The organism is Hyalangium sp. (assembly GCF_045802625.1).
GTDB lineage: Bacteria > Myxococcota > Myxococcia > Myxococcales > Myxococcaceae > Hyalangium.
The window spans coordinates 25,016-40,212 of sequence record NZ_JBJMQP010000157.1; the positions used below are offsets into that span (position 1 = coordinate 25,016).

Below are 15,197 nucleotides of genomic sequence, written 5' to 3' on the forward strand. Positions count from 1 at the left end.
GCGGGCCTGAGGGCTCAGCGGGCCAGGCCGCAGGCCACCTTGCCCTCGTCGGTCTGGTAGTTGTCGCAGGTGCACTGATTCGCGTTCAGCAGCTCGTCGCACTTGTCCTCGTCCGAGGAGGTGGGCTCGATGACGGCCTCGTCGTTGGCGGCGCGGCGGACACACAGCTCACGCTCGACGGAGTTGGTGTTGCAGTCGCACAGCTTCTCGGACAGCTGGCGGCAGGCGCTCTTGCAGCCAGTGAGGCCAAGGAGGGCGAGGGAGAGCACGGCGATGGCGACAGGACGGCGCATGGGTGGGCGGAACATGCCAGATGGGACCCGGGATGCAAGCCGAGTCCCACGCGAAGCGTCAGCCACCAGCCCAGGTTGCCTGCCTGCTCCTGTCCTGGGGTGAAGGCGGTTTTCCCTCGCTCCGTGCGATAGTTCCGGGGCGTTCATGGCCCCAGCCTCTCGCCTCACCTCCCGGTACATCCTTGGCGCCGAAGCAGTGCTGGCGGGGCTCGTCGTGTTCTGTCCGCTCGCGTTGGGCGGAGCGCCCTCGTGGGTGCTCGGGCCAGTGGTGGGGATGGCGACGCTGGCCTTCGTGCTGGCCGCGGTGGGCGCACGGCGGCAGGGCCACGCGCTGCATGTGCCGTGGCTGGCGCTCCCGTTGGGGGTGGGCGCGGCGCTGTGCCTCGTGCAGCTCCTCCCGTTGCCCGCGGGCCTGCTCGGGAGGGTGAGCCCGGAGGCTGCCTCGTTGCGCGAGTTCGCGCTGGTGCCTCTGGGCCTGTCATCCGCGCGTCCTGTCTCGCTGGATCCGCCGGCCACCTGGCGCGAGCTGGCCCGCTCCCTGGCGTACGCGCTGCTCTTCATCGCGGCGGTGGAGGTGTCACGCTCCCGGCGCTCGCGGCGCAGGCTGTTGGCCACGCTGGCCCTCACGGGAGCCTCGGTGGCGTTGATCGGAGTGCTGCACGAGCTGCTGAACCTCACGCTCCTGTTCGGCGTTCTTCCCTTTGCCTACGCGCGGCCCCCGCTGGTGACGCCCTTCGGCAATCCCAACCACCTGGCGGGCTTCCTGGGGCTGTCCTCCACGGTGGCGCTGGGCCTGGCGCTCACCAGCGAGCGGCGAGGGCGCGCGGTGCTCTTCGCGGCGATGGCGTTGCTCTCCGGCGCGGGAGTGCTCCTGTCCCTGTCACGAGCGGGGATCCTCTTCTTCCTGCTGGGGCAGGGAGTGCTGGCGGTATGGGCGCTGCGCGAGCGCCAGGGCTCGCGGAGAGGGGAGCGCGGGCCGCGGGCGTGGGGCCGGGGAGCCGCCGCGCTGCTCGTGCTCGGCGCGACGCTGGCGGTGGGGGGCTACGTGGCGTGGGAGAAGCTGGTGGAGGAGGCCGCCAGCGCGGACAGCGTGGAGAAGCTGCGCCAGAGCAAGGTGGACCTCTGGCCGATGATGGCCGGCGCGGCGCGCGCCTTCCCGGTGCTGGGCATGGGACGCGGCGCCTTCGAGGCTGCCTTCCCGCGCTACCAGACCGAGCCCAATCCGAACACGCTGACACACCCGGAGAACGCGGTGCTGCAGCTCGGGGCGGAGTTCGGAGTGCCGGGGCTGGTGCTGCTGGCCGGGCTGGTGTGGGGCTTCGTGCGGCTGCTGCGCCGGGAGCGGCTGGGGCGCTCGGACGTGGCGGTGCTCGCGGGAGTGGCGGCGCTGGGGCTCCACAACCTCTTCGATTTCAGCCTGGAGCTGCCCGCCTGCGCGGTGGCGGTGTGGGTGTCGCTCGCGACGGTGGCCCGGCCGGAGGAGCGCGAGGGCGCTGAGGCGTCCGGGGGAACGTGGCGGCTGTCTCCCATGAGGGGGCTGGGCATCGCCGCGGTGCTCGCGGTACTGGCCGCGGTGGCGCTGGGGCCCGGGCGGTACACGCTCTCGGCGGCGGAGGAGGAGCTGGCAGGGCTCATCCGGGCCCGCGCGCCGCTGGCCGATGTTCGGGCGCGGGCGCTGGTGCTGATGGATCGGCACCCAGCGGACTATCTGCTCTATGGCCTCGTGGGCTCGGCGTATTCGACGGGAGGGAAGGCCACCGCGGGGGATGCATTGGCCTTCGTGAACCGCGCGCTCTACCTGAGGCCGATGGATGCCGCCGCGCACCGCGCGGCCGGGCGGGCACTGCTGACGCTGGGGCGTCGGGGGCAGGCCTTCCTGGAGTACCGGCTGGCCTACGAGTCCGGAAACTCCGAGGTGTTGGGCCGCGAGGCCTTGGATCAGTCGCGCACGTTGGAGGAGTTGCAGGTACTCAGTCCCGCTCAGCCCCGAGAGGTGGCCTCGCTGGCCGCGGCGCTGATGGCGCGCCCGGGACGCCAGGAGCAGGCACTGGCCTGGCTCGAATGGGCGCGCGAGCACTTCGAGACGATGCTGAGCGACCACTCGCCAGAGGCCCCGCGCCTGCGCTTCGGCGAGCGGGACCTGGATGTTCTGTGGGACCAGGAAGCGCGGCTGCGAGTGGCGCGCGGTGAGCTGAGCGAGGCGGAGGCCCTGTGCGCCGAGCTGGAGCGCCGGGCCCCCGACGCTCTCGAGCCTTCGTTGCTGCGGGCCGAGGTCCTCCGGGCTCAGGGCCGGCGAGAGGAGGCGATCCAGCTGCTGGAGCGGCTTGCGCCTCGGTTCCCGGGGAAGGTGGAGCTGTCCTTCCAGCTGGCGAATCAGCTCCTCGATGCGGGGCTGACGCGGCGGGCGAGGGAGGTGCTCCAGCAGGCCAGCCCCTTTGTCGCGGACTCCGCGCGGCGGGCGCGGCTGCTGTACCTGGAGGGCTTGAGCTACGAGCGGGAGGGACTGTTCTCACGCGCGCTGGAGCGCTACCAGACGGTGGCGAGGCTCATGCCCGCGCCGGAGACACACTTCACGGTGGCGCGGCTGCACGAGTCCCTCCATCACTACGGAGAAGCGGCCCGAGAGGTGAGAGAGGGCTTGCACCTGCTCCCAGCGGGAGCGCACCAGGACGAGGAGACATGGGTGGCGCGGCTGGAGACGGAGGAGCGCAAGCTGCTGGAGACCCAGCGGCAGGAGTTGCTGGAGGATCCGCACAAGCAGGACATGGTGGAGCACCTGCTGGAGACGACCTCCGACACGCCTTGAGGGTGACGCTGAAGGCTCGTCATTGATCAACTCTGCCGGTCATGGGTGAGCTCGGTCCGTCATCCCTCACCCAAGCTCGAGGGCCTGGCTCGAAGCATGTCTCGCCAAGCGGGCCTCACTGCTGGAAGTCGTAGACGCTGCCGAGCTGGAGGAGGCGGGTCAGCTCATCGAGCGCCGTCATCGTCTCGCGCACGAGCTTCGGATCCTGCAGATCCTTCGGGTACAGCGTCTCGCGGTAGTGCTTCTTCACCCAGGTGGCGAGCGACTCGTGGAGCGCCTGAGAATAGAAGACGTTGGCCTTCACCGCGGCGCGCTCGGCGTCCGTGAGCCAGATGCGCTGGCGCAGGCAGGCCGGGCCACCGCCGTTGTTCATGGACTGGCGCACGTCCAGGTAGTGCACCGCCTTGACCGGGTTCTCCTCGGCCACCACGCGCTCCAGGAAGCGCCGCGCTGTCTCCAGCTCCCGGCTCTCGATGGGTGCCACGATGGCCATCGTGCCGTCCGGCAGCGTGAGCACCTGCGAGTTGAACGGGTACGCCTTCACCGCGTCCTTCACCGGCAGCTCCGCCTGCGTGGCGACGATGGAGGTGAAGCCAGAGCCCAGCTTCTCCCGCAGCGTGTTCAGCAGGCCGGGGACGTCCACGAACGCCAGCTCATGGAGCATCAGGAAGCTGCCATTGCCCACGCCCAGCACATCCGTGTGGAACGCGCCCGAGTCGATGCCCTCCGGGTGCTGCTGCGGGAAGAGGGCGCGCTCCGGCTCGATCTTGTGCAGCCGGGCCAGCGCCTGGCTGGCCTCCAGCGTCTGCCGGGCGGGGAAGCGCTTGGGTCCGGCAATGTCCTTCCATGCACTGCGCCCCCAGGCGAGCAGGTGCACCGCCGCATGGCCAGGCGTCGCGAGCCGGGTATGGTTGGCGGCGCCCTCGTCCGCGAAGTGGCCGCCGCCGGGCAGGGGCGCGTGCACGGCGAACCGCGCCTCGTCCGCGAAGATGGACCGCAGCACCGAGTACGTCGTCTCCGCCTCGATGGCCCGGTGGAACATCTGCTGGAGGTTGGCGGGCGTCAGGTGCATCCGGTGGTCCGCCGTGTCCTCGGAGGGCGCACACGTGGCGGCGTTGGCCGTCCACATGGCCGCGGCGCTGGAGGTGAGGCGCAGCAGGTGCTCGCCCTCGCGGGCGGCGCGGGTGATGACCTCCTCGTCCGTGCCGGTGAAGCCCAAGAGCCGCAGCGCCCTCAGCGAGGGACGCGGCTGGGGCGGCAGCACCGCCTGGCCCACCCCCAGGCCCGAGACGAAGCGCATCTTCTCCAGGCCCTGGAGGGCTGCCTCGCGGGGGTAGCTCGCCTCGCCGCTGTGGGAGGTGGAGGCCAGGTTGCCGACCGAGAGGCCGCCGTAATTGTGGGTGGGACCGACGAGACCGTCGAAGTTGTACTCGCGCATTGGGATATAGAACCGCGGCTGTGGAGCACCCACCCTTAGCAAAGCGGCTGAAGCGTTTCCTCCGCTACCTGCTCGTCCGGGCCGCGTTGGCCCTGGTCCACCCCATTCCCCTCGGGGTGGCGCGGTGGCTGGGTGTGCGCTTCGGGACACTCGCCTTCCTCGTGGCCGGGGGCGAGCGCCGCAAGGCCCTCAAGTCCCTGGCTCGGGCCTTCCCCGAGAAGACCGAGGCGGAGCGGCTCGCCCTGGCCCGCGCCAGCTTCCGCCACCTGGGCGCCGCCATGTTCGAGGTGGGCTGCACCGCCGCGCTCGATCGGGAGCTGAAGCAGTTCGTGGCGTGGCCAGAGGCGGACCGGAGGGTGCTGGAGGCGGCGCTCGCCCGGGGCAAGGGCGTGGTGTTCGTCTCCGGGCATGTGGGCAACTGGGAGCTGCTGGCCCGCCGCGTGGCCTGCGAGGGCTTCCCCTGCCAGAGCATCGCCAAGGAGACCTCGGATCCGCGGCTCACGGCGCTCGTGGAGCGCTTCCGGGAGCGCGGCAAGGTGCGCAGCATCTGGCGCGGGCAGGACGGCGCGGCGCGGCACATGCTCCGAGCCCTGAAGAACGGCGAGATCCTGGGGCTGCTCATCGATCAGGACACGAAGGTGCAGTCCTTCTTCGTGCCCTTCTTCGGAGAGCTGGCGGCCACGCCTCGGGCTGCGGCGGATCTGGCCATCCGCACCGGAGCGGCGGTGGTGGTGGGCTTCTGCCAGCGCGGGGACGCGGGCTATCGGCTGACGATGGAGGAGGTGCCCCTGCCCGCCGAGCAAGACCGGGAGGCCGCGGCGCTGGCGCTCACGGCCGCGCTCTCCCAGCGGATTGAAGCGGCCATCCGCCGCGCCCCCGAGCAGTGGGTGTGGATGCACCAGCGGTGGAAGACCCGGCCCGAAGGTCAACCCGCGACACTGCCCACGGGAGCGGCAGCGCCCGCTGCGGCCCGGTGATAGGAAGAGCCCTGTGCCGCGCCTCCTGCTCCCCAGCCTCCTGGTTCTCCTGGCCGCCTGTGGCCCGCGCCACGAGCCGGCCGGCACGGCCGAGGCTCCACCTCAGGTGGTGCTCCACGGTGTTCAGCTCCAATCCTTCGAGGGCGATCAGCTCGTCCTCGCGGGCCGGGCGGCGAGCCTCACCTACCAGCGCACCGAAGGGGCGGTGTCGGCCACCGACACGCTGCTGCGCATCCCCGGCCAGCGAGGCGCCGAGCAGCGCGCTCCCGCGGGCCCGCGAGGTGGCATGGAGATCCGCGCCCCGCTGATGGAGGGCAGCCTCTCCTCGCACCAGCTCACCGCCTCCGGAGGCGTGGTCATCCGCACCGCCGAGGGCATGGTGGCGCGCACGCCCCAGGCCACCTATGACGCCCCCGCCAGGCGAGCCCGAGGCAAGGATGGTGTGGCGGTGCAGGGGCCGGACTACGCCCTGCGGGCGGACAGCTTTGATCTGTCCTTCGCGGACGGGACGTTCACCTTCGAAGGCTCCACGCGGACCGTGGTGGGAGGGGCCCAGTGATCTCGTTCCTGGCGATGGCGTTCTTCCTCGCGCAGCCCACGGCCCCAACGGGCGCGACGGACGGCGGGACGCGGCCTCCCATGCTCGGCAACGTGGCGTTGAACAACCCGGTGGAGATCACCGCGAAGCTCATCACCGGGGAGCGCAGCTCGGCCACCTTCACCGGGGACGTGCACGTGAAGCACCGCACCCTGGATCTGCACTGCGACAAGATGGTGGCCTACTACACCGCCTCCCGCGAGGTGACTCGCGTGGAGTGCACCGGCAACGTGCAGGCTCAGGACGGCGACCGCCTCGCCAAGGGCGAGCGCGCCGACTACGACGTGCCCAGCGGTGTGCTCGTGGTGACAGGCTCGCCCGAGGCCCGCCAGGGCACCACGTACCTGTCGGGCACGAAGGTGCGGCTCACGCTGGGCAGCGAGCGGCTCGAGGTGGAGAACGCGCGCATCATCGTCGAGACGGCCCCCACGGGCGCCCTGAAGAAGGGCGGCAAGACAGGCGCGAAGAAGCCATGAGCGGCGCGCGGCTGTGGGCCGAGGGCCTCCAGAAGAGCTACCGCAAGCGCCAGGTGGTGCGCGGCGTCTCCTTCAACGTGGCCCAGGGCGAGGTGGTGGGCCTGCTGGGCCCCAACGGCGCCGGGAAGACGACGAGCTTCAACATGGTGGTGGGGCTCGTCACCCCGGATGCCGGCCGCGTGCGCGTAGAGGACGAGGAACTCACGCACCTGCCCATGCACCGGCGCGCCCGCCGCGGCCTCGGCTACCTGCCGCAGGAGGCCTCCATCTTCCGCAAGCTCTCGGTGCGCCGGAACTTCCTGGCCGTGCTGGAGCTCCAGAAGGGGCTGGACCGCAAGGCCCGCGAGGCGCGCGCCCAGGAGCTGATCGACGAGTTCGGCCTGGGCCACGTGGCGGACGCGCTGGGAGAGACGCTCTCGGGCGGCGAGCGGCGGCGCGCGGAGATCGCCCGCTCGCTCATCCCCAACCCCCGCTTCATCCTCTTCGACGAGCCCTTCGCCGGCGTGGACCCCATCAACGTGGGAGACCTCCAGCGGCAGATCGCCCTGCTCAAGCAGCGCGGCCTGGGCGTGCTGATCACCGACCACAACGTGCAGGACACGCTCGGCATCTGCGACCGCGCCTACATCATCGCCCAGGGGCAGATCCTCGAAGAGGGCACCCCCACCGCCATCGCCGAGTCCCCTCGGGCGCGCGCCGTCTACCTCGGCGAGCGCTTCCGCCTGCAAGCGCCGTGAAACCTGGCCCGAAGGGGAGCCGAGCCCCAGCCCCAGAGCGGGCGTGCGCGCCTCGCCACACCGCCTCTGCGCAGGTTGGCCTACCCTTTGCGTCGACGGTTGAACACCTTCGGGAAGACCCCAAAGGTCCGCTAAATCCATGATTCGATTGTGGAAATCCGTCAATGCAAGCAAGGGGCCATGTTCTTGGGCACTAGACGAATGGAGGGGGTCTTGCTAGGTTGGCACGGTCCTTGATGGAAGCTACGTCAAGGCCATGTTTCGTTTGGCTGGGAGCCCTAGTCCATGGCGATGGAACTCAAGCAAAGCCTGAAACTCTCGCAGCAGCTGGTGATGACACCGCAGCTGCAGCAGGCGATCAAGCTCCTGCAGCTGTCGAGGATGGAGCTGCTGGAGCAAGTCCGCGAGGAGATGGAGCAGAACCCGCTCCTGGAGCAGCCAGACGAGCAGGCGCCGCTGGATGTAGCCGAGAAGGAGCCGGGCGAGGCCTCGCTCGAGGCGGCCAACGTCGAGGTTCCCCGGGATCCCGAAGCGTCGATGGTGGGCGACAGCACCCCCGAGTTCAAGGGCGACTCGGACAACCCGCCGGAGATCGACTGGGAGGCCTACCTCAACAGCTACCAGTTCAGCGAGCAGACCACCGCCTCCAACAAGGGCAACGTGGCCACGGAGGACATGCCGTCCTTCGAAGCCAACATGGTGAAGAAGGAGGACCTGGTCGATCATCTCCAGGCGCAGCTCGGCATGTTGAAGCTGAACGAGGCCGAGCGCCGGGTGGCGATGCTCATCACCGGCAACCTGGATGATGACGGCTACCTGAAGCTGCCGGACGTGGAGGGAGATCCGCTGATCCGCCTGTGCAACGAGGCGGATGTGCCCATGCACGTGGCGGAGCGGACGCTGCGGCGCATCCAGAGCCTGGACCCGAAGGGCTGCGGCGCTCGGGACTTGCAGGAGTGCCTGCTGATTCAAGTGCGGGCGCTGAAGGAGAAGCACGCCTCGCTGCTGGGGATGATGATCAAGCGGTACATGAAGTACCTGGAGAGCAAGAACCTGCCGGCCATCGCCAAGGAGCTGAAGATCACCCTGGAGGAGGTGGTGGAGGCGACCCGGCTGCTGCCCAAGCTGGATCCGAAGCCGGGGCGCAACTTCAGCGGGGATGACGCGCCGTACATCACCCCGGACGTGTTCGTGTACAAGATGGGGGACGAGTACACGGTGGTGCTGAACGATGACGGCCTGTCCAAGCTGCGCATCTCCAGCACGTACCGGAACGCGCTGAGGAACGGCGCGGTGTCGCCGGGGCAGACCAAGGAGTTCATCCAGGACAAGCTGCGCAGCGCGCAGTGGCTGATCCGCTCCATCCACCAGCGGCAGCGGACCATCTACAAAGTCACCGAGAGCATCATCAAGTTCCAGCGGGACTTCCTGGACAAGGGCATCGCCCACCTCAAGCCGCTGATCCTCCGGGACGTGGCGGAGGACATCGGGATGCACGAGTCCACGGTGTCGCGCGTGACGACGAGCAAGTACGTGCATACCCCGCAGGGCATCTTCGAGCTGAAGTACTTCTTCAACTCGTCCATCGCTCGCGTGTCGGGCGAGGACACCGCGAGCGAGGCGGTGAAGCACCACATCAAGCAGCTCGTGTCGCAGGAAGATCCGCGCAACCCGTACTCGGATCAGAAGATCGTCGAGCTGCTCAAGGCGCAGGGCACCGAGATCGCGCGGCGCACGGTGGCCAAGTACCGCGAGGTGCTCGGCATCCTCCCGAGCAGCAAGCGCAAGCGCTACTTCTGACCGGGTGCGGCCAGGGACGTGGTAGACAGCGTCTCGCCTGGTGCGTGCGCTGAAGCGGCAGGCGCGTCCTGGAGAAAGCGATGCTCACCCGCCTCTACATCGACAACTACAAGTGCCTGGTGAACTTCGACCTGCGCCTGGGCCGAGAGCACCTGCTGATGGGAGGCAACGGGTCGGGCAAGTCCACGGTGCTGGAGGTGCTCTCCGCACTTCGCCGGCTGCTCCAGGGTGGGGGCATGGTGAAAGAGTTCTTCCCCGCCACGACCTTGACGCGCTGGCAGCAGAGAACCCGGCAGACCTTCGAGCTCGAAGTCTCGCTCGACGCGCAGTCACAGTATCGCTACCGGCTGGAGGTTGAGCACGACCTGGAATGGAGCAGCAGCCGAGTCGCTCGGGAAGAACTGCACCTGAACGGATCGCCTTTGTACGCGAGCGATCGAGAAGGAGCGGTGCAGCTCTATCAGGCCGCTCACCCAGACGCGCTGTTTCTCAGAAGCGCTTTCGAGCCGGTGCTGCCCTACATTCCTGAGTCGTACCAGGACATCAGACGCTTCCAACGCTGGCTCAGCCGCCTCTTCGTGGTGCGCATCGACCCGAAGCGGATGACGGGACGGAGCGAGAGGGAGGAGACCGCCCCTGCGGAGGATCTCTCCAACTTCGCCTCCTGGTACCGCCAGCTCACGCAAGAGCGTCTCGACGCAGTGGTGAGCTTGCGCGACAGCCTGCGAGAAATCTTCGACGGCTTTGATGGACTGGTCCTCAAGTCGGCAGGCGAGGGAATCCGGACCCTGCGCTCGCTCTGGAAGCGGAGCGAGGGAGGCTCTGGCTCCCATGCCACCGATGAATACGCCTTCGAGGAGCTCTCCGACGGGCAGCGGGCGCTGATCGGGCTCTACACGCTGCTCCAGGCCCTCTCAGAGGGGGGCGGGACACTCTGCATCGACGAGCCCGACAACTTCGTGGCGCTTCGGGAGATCCAGCCGTTTCTCCAGGCCCTGCGCGAACAGGAACGCACCCAGACGCTGGTGATCTCCCACCACCCGGAGATCATCAACCTGCTCGCAACCGGTGCAGGACTTCGCTTCGAGCGAATCTCGGGAGGCCCTGTCCGCATCAACCCGTTCAAGGCACCATCCGGCGCGGCTGTGACGCCTGCGGAGCTCGTTGCCCGAGGCTGGGAAGATGGGCAATAGCGCGCAGGTCGTGGTGCTCGCGGAGGACCAACAGCACCAGACCTTTATCGGTCGGTGGCTTCGACAGCGGGGTTTTGGGCACCGTCAGATCCGGCTGCTTCCGGTCGTCGCGGGCCGTGGCGCGGGCGAGCAGGACGTCCGCGAGCGCTACCCTCAGGAAGTCTCCACGCATCGGCAGCGTGTGCACCGGATGAGCTGCTGGCTTGTCGTGCTCATCGACGCGGATCTCCTTTCGACTCAAAAGCGGAGCGAGCAGCTTGATCAGGCGCTCGTCGCCGCGGGGTTGGCCCGGCGTGCGCCAGACGAATCCATCTGCGTACTCCTCCCCAGGCGCAACATCGAGACGTGGATCCACTTCTTTGTCACGGGCCCCGTGGATGAAGAGGCGGATTACAAGCGGCCGGAGAAGACGCCGGACGAGTGCAAACAGGCTGCGGACAAGCTGGCGGACACCTGGCCTCGAGAGTCGCCGCCCGTGGAGTTTCCACCTGCGCTTCGGGAAGGCTGGCAGGAACTGAAGAAGACCTTCGCTCCGACGTGATGCACGGGACCCGAGCTGGTCCATCCGATTTGTGAAAACCGGCCCTGTCGGCTGGACCAGCGTGCGGGCACGATGAGCCCATGAGCACGTACGCGACGGACTCGCAGCTTCCCCACCGAGACCTCATCCCGCTGGTCGTCCCGCCCGTCACCTTGGAGGGGCGAGCGGTGCGGCTGGAGCCGCTGCGCCTGGAGCACGCCGCGGCGCTGGCCTCCGTCTGCGAGGAGCCGGTCTTCGAGTTCCTCTCCGTGGTGCTGCGCACGCAGGCCGACGTAGAGGCGTACATCTCCGCGGCGCTGGAGGCCGCCAGTCGCGGCACCGAGCAGCCGTTCTTCATCCGAGACCGGGAGACGGGCGCGCCCCTGGGCACCACGCGCTACATGACGATCTCCCGCAACGATCGGAACCTGGAGATCGGCCACACGTGGCTCGGGCGGCGGGCCTGGCGCACGCGCGTCAACACCGAGTGCAAGTTCCTCCTGCTGCGCCACGCCTTCGAGCAGCTCCACGTCATGCGCGTCCAGCTCAAGACGGACCGGCGCAACGCCCGCTCGCGGGCCGCCATCGAGCGGATCGGCGCCAAGTTCGAGGGCATCCTGCGCAACCACATGCTCGTGCGCGGTGGCGTGGTCCGGGACTCCGCGTACTACAGCATCCTCGACACCGAATGGCCCGAGGTGAAGGAGCGGCTGGAAGAGCGTCTGACGCGGGAGTGATAGGGTCGCGGGACGTATGTTCCGCTCCCCTCGCCCCCTGCGTTCCCTTCCTGTCGTGCCATCTCTCGCCGTGCTCGGGCTGCTCGCTGGCTGCGGGCGCACCCCGACCACTCCTGTCTCCCTCGGAGATCTCTCCACCCGGACGATCACCTATGCGCTCGTGGACATCGACTCGCTGGAGAGCCCGGATGCGGCCGGCTCGCACCGCTTCACCGTGACGCTCTCGCAGGCGGATGACGGCTGCACGCGGCTCGTCGATGGCGTGACGGCCACCTTCAATGGCCAGCCCATGAAGCTGGAGCCCGGCGGTGTCTCGGACTCGGGCGGGCGCGAGACGTGCGATCCGACTCGCGCGTGGTTCGACTTCGATCCCGCCGTCTGGGACTCCGAGCCCATCGAGGACGCTCGGATCTTCTTCCAGGGGCAGGACGGCAGCCGCAGCCTGTCGCTGATCGTCCAGAGCGCCAAGGCCAAGCGCCACTTCACGTTCCAGGGCGCGGGCACCGGGGCGACTCTGCGCCAGGGCCAGACGTACACGTACCGCTGGGAGCCGGTGGAGGAGACTCCCGACACGGTCAACGCCAGCTTGTTGCGCGAGGGCGGCCGGGCGCCTGGGACCCTCCAACTCACCCAGGATGGCAGCAACGTGAGCTTCACGCTGCCCCAGGCCACGCCCGTGGCCAACCACCTGCTCACGCTCAGCGGCAGCCTGCCGGGCCTGGCGCTCGAGTGCGTGGGCGTAGCCGGTTGCGAGGGGACGATCTTCCACTCCACCGACTTCCAGGTGGCCGTGGCGCCGTGAGGTAATGGCTGCTCGGCCTGACGGCTCGGCTGTGGGGGGCTCCTGGGACAGCCCCTGTCTGCTTGTCTGGGCTTCCTGGCTCGCTCGCCTGATGTTCGGGCGATAGAGCCCTTGAACCTGGGGGTAGCCAGCGCCCCTGACAGTTGCCACGCCCGGAGGCCGAACCCACCGTGCCTGGGTACCTCACGGAGGACCCATGCCGCGCAATCCTGATCCCCGCAAGACTGGCCAGAAGACGCCGTTCAACGAGCAGCCGCAGCCGCATCCCGGCATCGAGGAGCGGATGCAGGAGGCGCCGGACTATGGCGAGGGCTCCTACAAGGGGCTCGGCCGGCTGAAGGAGCGGGTGGCGCTCGTCACCGGCGGCGACAGCGGCATCGGCCGAGCTGTCTGCCTGGCCTTCGCCCGTGAGGGCGCCGACGTGGCCTTCGCCTACCTCAACGAGTACGAGGACGCGGAGAAGACGCGCCGGCTCATCGAGAACGAGGCACGTCAGGCGCTGGCCATGGCGGGGGATCTCGCCATCGAGGCGCAGTGCCGCAAGGTGGTCGAGGACACGGTGAAGCGCTTCGGCCGCATCGACGTGCTGGTGAACAACGCCGCCTTCCAGGGCAAGGAGGTGGAGAAGTTCGAGGACCTCGATCCGGAGCGCATCGAGCGCACCTTCCGCGTCAACATCCTCGCCATGTTCCACCTGGTGCGGTTGGCGCTGCCGCACATGAAGCCGGGCAGCGCCATCATCAACACCGCCTCCATCCAGGCGTATCAACCCTCGGCGTCCATCCTCGACTACGCGAGCACCAAGGGCGCCATCGTCACCTTCACCAAGGGCCTGGCGCAGTCGCTCATCGAGCGCGGCATCCGCGTCAACTGCGTGGCGCCAGGGCCCGTGTGGACGCCGCTCATTCCGCAGTCCTTCAGCGGCGAGCACCTCAAGAAGTTCGGCGAGAGCAACCCCATGGGCCGGCCCGCGCAGCCCGCGGAGCTGGCGCCCTCGTACGTGTTCCTCGCCTGCGACGAGTCCCGCTACGTCAACGGAGAGATCCTCGGCGTCACCGGAGGCAAGGTCCTCGCGTGAGCCGTTGTCCAGGGTGCTGATCATCGCGGCCGCCAGGAGTGCCCGGGCGGCCGCGGCTTCCCCACGTCTCCGCGCGTCGGGAACTGTGCAGGACCCAACCCATCACGTGGCTCTCCTGTCTCGGGCCGCGAGCGCGTGGAAGTGGCTGAATCCTCTGAGGATTAGAGCGGGAATAGCGCGGCGTGTCCACCTGTCGGAACCACAGTGCTCCCAGGCTCTGGGAGTGCTCTCGACAGGACATTCCGGGGGCCGGGTTGCTTTTGTCCCCCCAGACCGTTTCTGATCGGGAATGCAGCACCGTCCTACCCACAGAGGAGGCAGCTACACATGCAGATGAACATCACCTTCCGCCAGTTCGGCACGTCGGATTCCCTCAAGGAGTACGCGAAAGAGAAGGTCGAACGGGTGAATCGGTTGCTGGACCGGGCAGGTGAAGCGCATGTGGTGCTCTCGCTCGAACGCCATCTGCACCACGCGGACATCACCATCCACTCGGGTTCATGGGTGCTGCGAGGCCGGGAGAAGAGCGAGGACATGTACGCGTCCATCGATCTCGCGATGGACAAGATCGAGCGGCAGCTGCGCCGCTACAAGGACAAGCTCAAGAGCCACCACGGCCGTGAGCGCGTGCACCACCGGCAGGAGCTGGTGAACCAGCTGTCGCGCGTGCGCCACGCCGTCTTCGAGATGCCCGGGGAGATGGAGGAGGCCGCGTCCGAGGCTCAGGCCGCCAGCTCCGCTCCGGCGCCCGAGTCCGCCAAGCCGCAGACGGCTGACGCCTCGCCGCGCATGCTCCGCACCACGCACCTCACCGTGAAGCAGCTGAAGGTGGAGGATGCGGTGATGCAGATGAACCTGATGAACAACGACTTCTACGTCTTCCACAACGTGGAGACGAACGCGATGAACGTGCTCTACCGCCGCAAGGATGGGCAGTACGGCCTCATCGAGCCGCACGAGCCCGAGGCTCAGGGCACGAAGTAGCGGACGGCTGAAACACGAGCGCTCCGCCTCCCGGAGGGGTGAGGCGGAGCGCGGTGGATGCGCCTTGTGAGAACCTCCGAGGCTGCTCCGCTACTGGCTCCTGCGGCAGTTGGACAGCGGCACACGCTGGGTGCGCTCGCGCACGGCGGTGAAGCGGGCCGGAGAGAGGGCCGGAGAGTAGGTGTCCGTGTAGCTCACGAGCGTCAGGGTGAGCAGCGTGGCCATCTGGCCCAGCGGGCGTGCCTGGAGGCTCTCGGGGAAGTCCACGTAGAACTGCTCCTCGAGCGGACCCGCGCAGTCCCGCTTGCCGGAGAAGCCCCCGTCCACCTTCTTCATGTAGTACGAGCAGGCGCCCACGCGCGCTAGCAGCAAGTCATCCTTCAGGAGCATGTCCACGCGGGCGCCGCCGAAGCTGCCGGAGGCGCGGGTGTCATCTCCCTCGGAGAGCTCCAGCTTCGTCGGCTGCGCGCCGAACACGCCCGTCACCCGCTGGTAGTCCCACCGCAGATCCACGGGCTGATCCCGGAAGCGACCGCGCATTCCACTCTCGCTCAGCGCCAGCGACGAGGAGGGGCCAGTGACGGAGTGAGCCGAGACCACCATGGGCTCGGCGGAGCGCTGGCCCATGCGAGCACCTCCGCTCTCCGCGCGCAGGCCATTGCCAGCACCCGCACACCCCACGGCGAGGACCAGAAGAGACGACAGCACCAGTGAGCGCGACATGACTTCCTCCGTTCGTTCGATGGCGTTGACGAGAG

General features: G+C 68.6%; 15 protein-coding genes. 12 read left to right on the forward strand and 3 right to left on the reverse strand.

The genetic code is table 11. From position 1 onward, the window contains the following. Positions 1–14: 14 nt before the first annotated feature. Complete coding sequence (locus ACJ8AT_RS28675) at positions 15–293, reverse strand: hypothetical protein (protein WP_407741078.1); 279 nt, start codon at positions 291–293, stop codon at positions 15–17. Between the two features lie 145 nt (positions 294–438). On the opposite strand from ACJ8AT_RS28675, the gene ACJ8AT_RS28680 reads away from it, so the two are divergent. Further along, the gene (locus tag ACJ8AT_RS28680; protein ID WP_407741079.1) at positions 439–3,099 is read left to right on the forward strand and encodes an O-antigen ligase family protein; all 2,661 of its coding nucleotides are present in this window, start codon (positions 439–441) and stop codon (positions 3,097–3,099) included. A 115-nt stretch (positions 3,100–3,214) separates the two neighbouring features. Here ACJ8AT_RS28680 and astB read toward each other — a convergent pair whose 3' ends face one another. After that, the gene (astB, locus tag ACJ8AT_RS28685; protein ID WP_407741080.1) at positions 3,215–4,537 is read right to left on the reverse strand and encodes an N-succinylarginine dihydrolase; all 1,323 of its coding nucleotides are present in this window, start codon (positions 4,535–4,537) and stop codon (positions 3,215–3,217) included. Positions 4,538–4,557: 20 nt separating this feature from the next. Here astB and ACJ8AT_RS28690 point away from each other — a divergent pair, with 20 nt between their 5' ends. From ACJ8AT_RS28690 to hpf, 11 genes are all read left to right on the forward strand, one after another. After that, positions 4,558–5,514 (forward strand): lysophospholipid acyltransferase family protein, encoded by a 957-nt coding sequence (locus ACJ8AT_RS28690; RefSeq protein WP_407741081.1) that lies wholly within the window; start codon positions 4,558–4,560, stop codon positions 5,512–5,514. A 13-nt stretch (positions 5,515–5,527) separates the two neighbouring features. Beyond that, positions 5,528–6,073, forward strand: a complete 546-nt coding sequence (locus tag ACJ8AT_RS28695) for a hypothetical protein (RefSeq protein WP_407741082.1) — start codon at positions 5,528–5,530, stop codon at positions 6,071–6,073. Continuing rightward, on the forward strand, positions 6,070–6,588 hold the full coding sequence (locus ACJ8AT_RS28700) for an LptA/OstA family protein (RefSeq protein ID WP_407741083.1): 519 nt from the start codon (positions 6,070–6,072) through the stop codon (positions 6,586–6,588). The genes ACJ8AT_RS28695 and ACJ8AT_RS28700 overlap by 4 nt, the downstream gene beginning before the upstream one ends. Then, positions 6,585–7,325, forward strand: a complete 741-nt coding sequence (lptB, locus tag ACJ8AT_RS28705; protein ID WP_407741084.1) for an LPS export ABC transporter ATP-binding protein — start codon at positions 6,585–6,587, stop codon at positions 7,323–7,325. The genes ACJ8AT_RS28700 and lptB overlap by 4 nt, the downstream gene beginning before the upstream one ends. A gap of 285 nt (positions 7,326–7,610) precedes the next feature. Then, positions 7,611–9,125 carry an RNA polymerase factor sigma-54 gene (gene rpoN, locus ACJ8AT_RS28710; RefSeq protein WP_407741085.1) on the forward strand — a complete coding sequence of 505 codons (1,515 nt, stop codon included), beginning with the start codon at positions 7,611–7,613 and terminating at the stop codon, positions 9,123–9,125. Between the two features lie 80 nt (positions 9,126–9,205). Then, entirely contained in the window at positions 9,206–10,318 is a 1,113-nt protein-coding gene (locus ACJ8AT_RS28715) for an AAA family ATPase (protein WP_407741086.1), read from the forward strand. Positions 10,319–10,328: 10 nt separating this feature from the next. After that, positions 10,329–10,859 (forward strand): hypothetical protein, encoded by a 531-nt coding sequence (locus ACJ8AT_RS28720; RefSeq protein ID WP_407741087.1) that lies wholly within the window; start codon positions 10,329–10,331, stop codon positions 10,857–10,859. Between the two features lie 80 nt (positions 10,860–10,939). Next, positions 10,940–11,575 carry a GNAT family N-acetyltransferase gene (locus ACJ8AT_RS28725; RefSeq protein ID WP_407741088.1) on the forward strand — a complete coding sequence of 212 codons (636 nt, stop codon included), beginning with the start codon at positions 10,940–10,942 and terminating at the stop codon, positions 11,573–11,575. Between the two features lie 55 nt (positions 11,576–11,630). After that, a complete protein-coding gene (locus ACJ8AT_RS28730) occupies positions 11,631–12,377 on the forward strand; it encodes a hypothetical protein (protein ID WP_407741089.1) in 747 nt (248 codons plus the stop codon). Positions 12,378–12,573: 196 nt separating this feature from the next. After that, the gene (locus ACJ8AT_RS28735) at positions 12,574–13,455 is read left to right on the forward strand and encodes an SDR family oxidoreductase (protein ID WP_407741090.1); all 882 of its coding nucleotides are present in this window, start codon (positions 12,574–12,576) and stop codon (positions 13,453–13,455) included. A 327-nt stretch (positions 13,456–13,782) separates the two neighbouring features. Then, positions 13,783–14,439: a ribosome hibernation-promoting factor, HPF/YfiA family gene (gene hpf / locus ACJ8AT_RS28740; protein WP_407741091.1), complete on the forward strand. Its 657-nt coding sequence runs from the start codon at positions 13,783–13,785 to the stop codon at positions 14,437–14,439. Between the two features lie 90 nt (positions 14,440–14,529). On the opposite strand, the gene ACJ8AT_RS28745 is transcribed toward hpf, so the two are convergent. Continuing rightward, on the reverse strand, positions 14,530–15,162 hold the full coding sequence (locus ACJ8AT_RS28745) for a hypothetical protein (RefSeq protein ID WP_407741092.1): 633 nt from the start codon (positions 15,160–15,162) through the stop codon (positions 14,530–14,532). Positions 15,163–15,197: the final 35 nt, after the last annotated feature.

Coding starts and splice junctions, on each gene's coding strand:
- lptB (WP_407741084.1), top strand. CDS start 6,585: ATGAGCGGCGCGCGGCTGTGGGCCGAGGGCCTCCAGAAGAGCTACCGC.
- astB (WP_407741080.1), bottom strand. CDS start 4,537: ATGCGCGAGTACAACTTCGACGGTCTCGTCGGTCCCACCCACAATTAC.
- ACJ8AT_RS28675 (WP_407741078.1), bottom strand. CDS start 293: ATGCGCCGTCCTGTCGCCATCGCCGTGCTCTCCCTCGCCCTCCTTGGC.
- rpoN (WP_407741085.1), top strand. CDS start 7,611: ATGGCGATGGAACTCAAGCAAAGCCTGAAACTCTCGCAGCAGCTGGTG.
- ACJ8AT_RS28715 (WP_407741086.1), top strand. CDS start 9,206: ATGCTCACCCGCCTCTACATCGACAACTACAAGTGCCTGGTGAACTTC.
- hpf (WP_407741091.1), top strand. CDS start 13,783: ATGCAGATGAACATCACCTTCCGCCAGTTCGGCACGTCGGATTCCCTC.
- ACJ8AT_RS28745 (WP_407741092.1), bottom strand. CDS start 15,162: ATGTCGCGCTCACTGGTGCTGTCGTCTCTTCTGGTCCTCGCCGTGGGG.
- ACJ8AT_RS28735 (WP_407741090.1), top strand. CDS start 12,574: ATGCCGCGCAATCCTGATCCCCGCAAGACTGGCCAGAAGACGCCGTTC.
- ACJ8AT_RS28680 (WP_407741079.1), top strand. CDS start 439: ATGGCCCCAGCCTCTCGCCTCACCTCCCGGTACATCCTTGGCGCCGAA.
- ACJ8AT_RS28725 (WP_407741088.1), top strand. CDS start 10,940: ATGAGCACGTACGCGACGGACTCGCAGCTTCCCCACCGAGACCTCATC.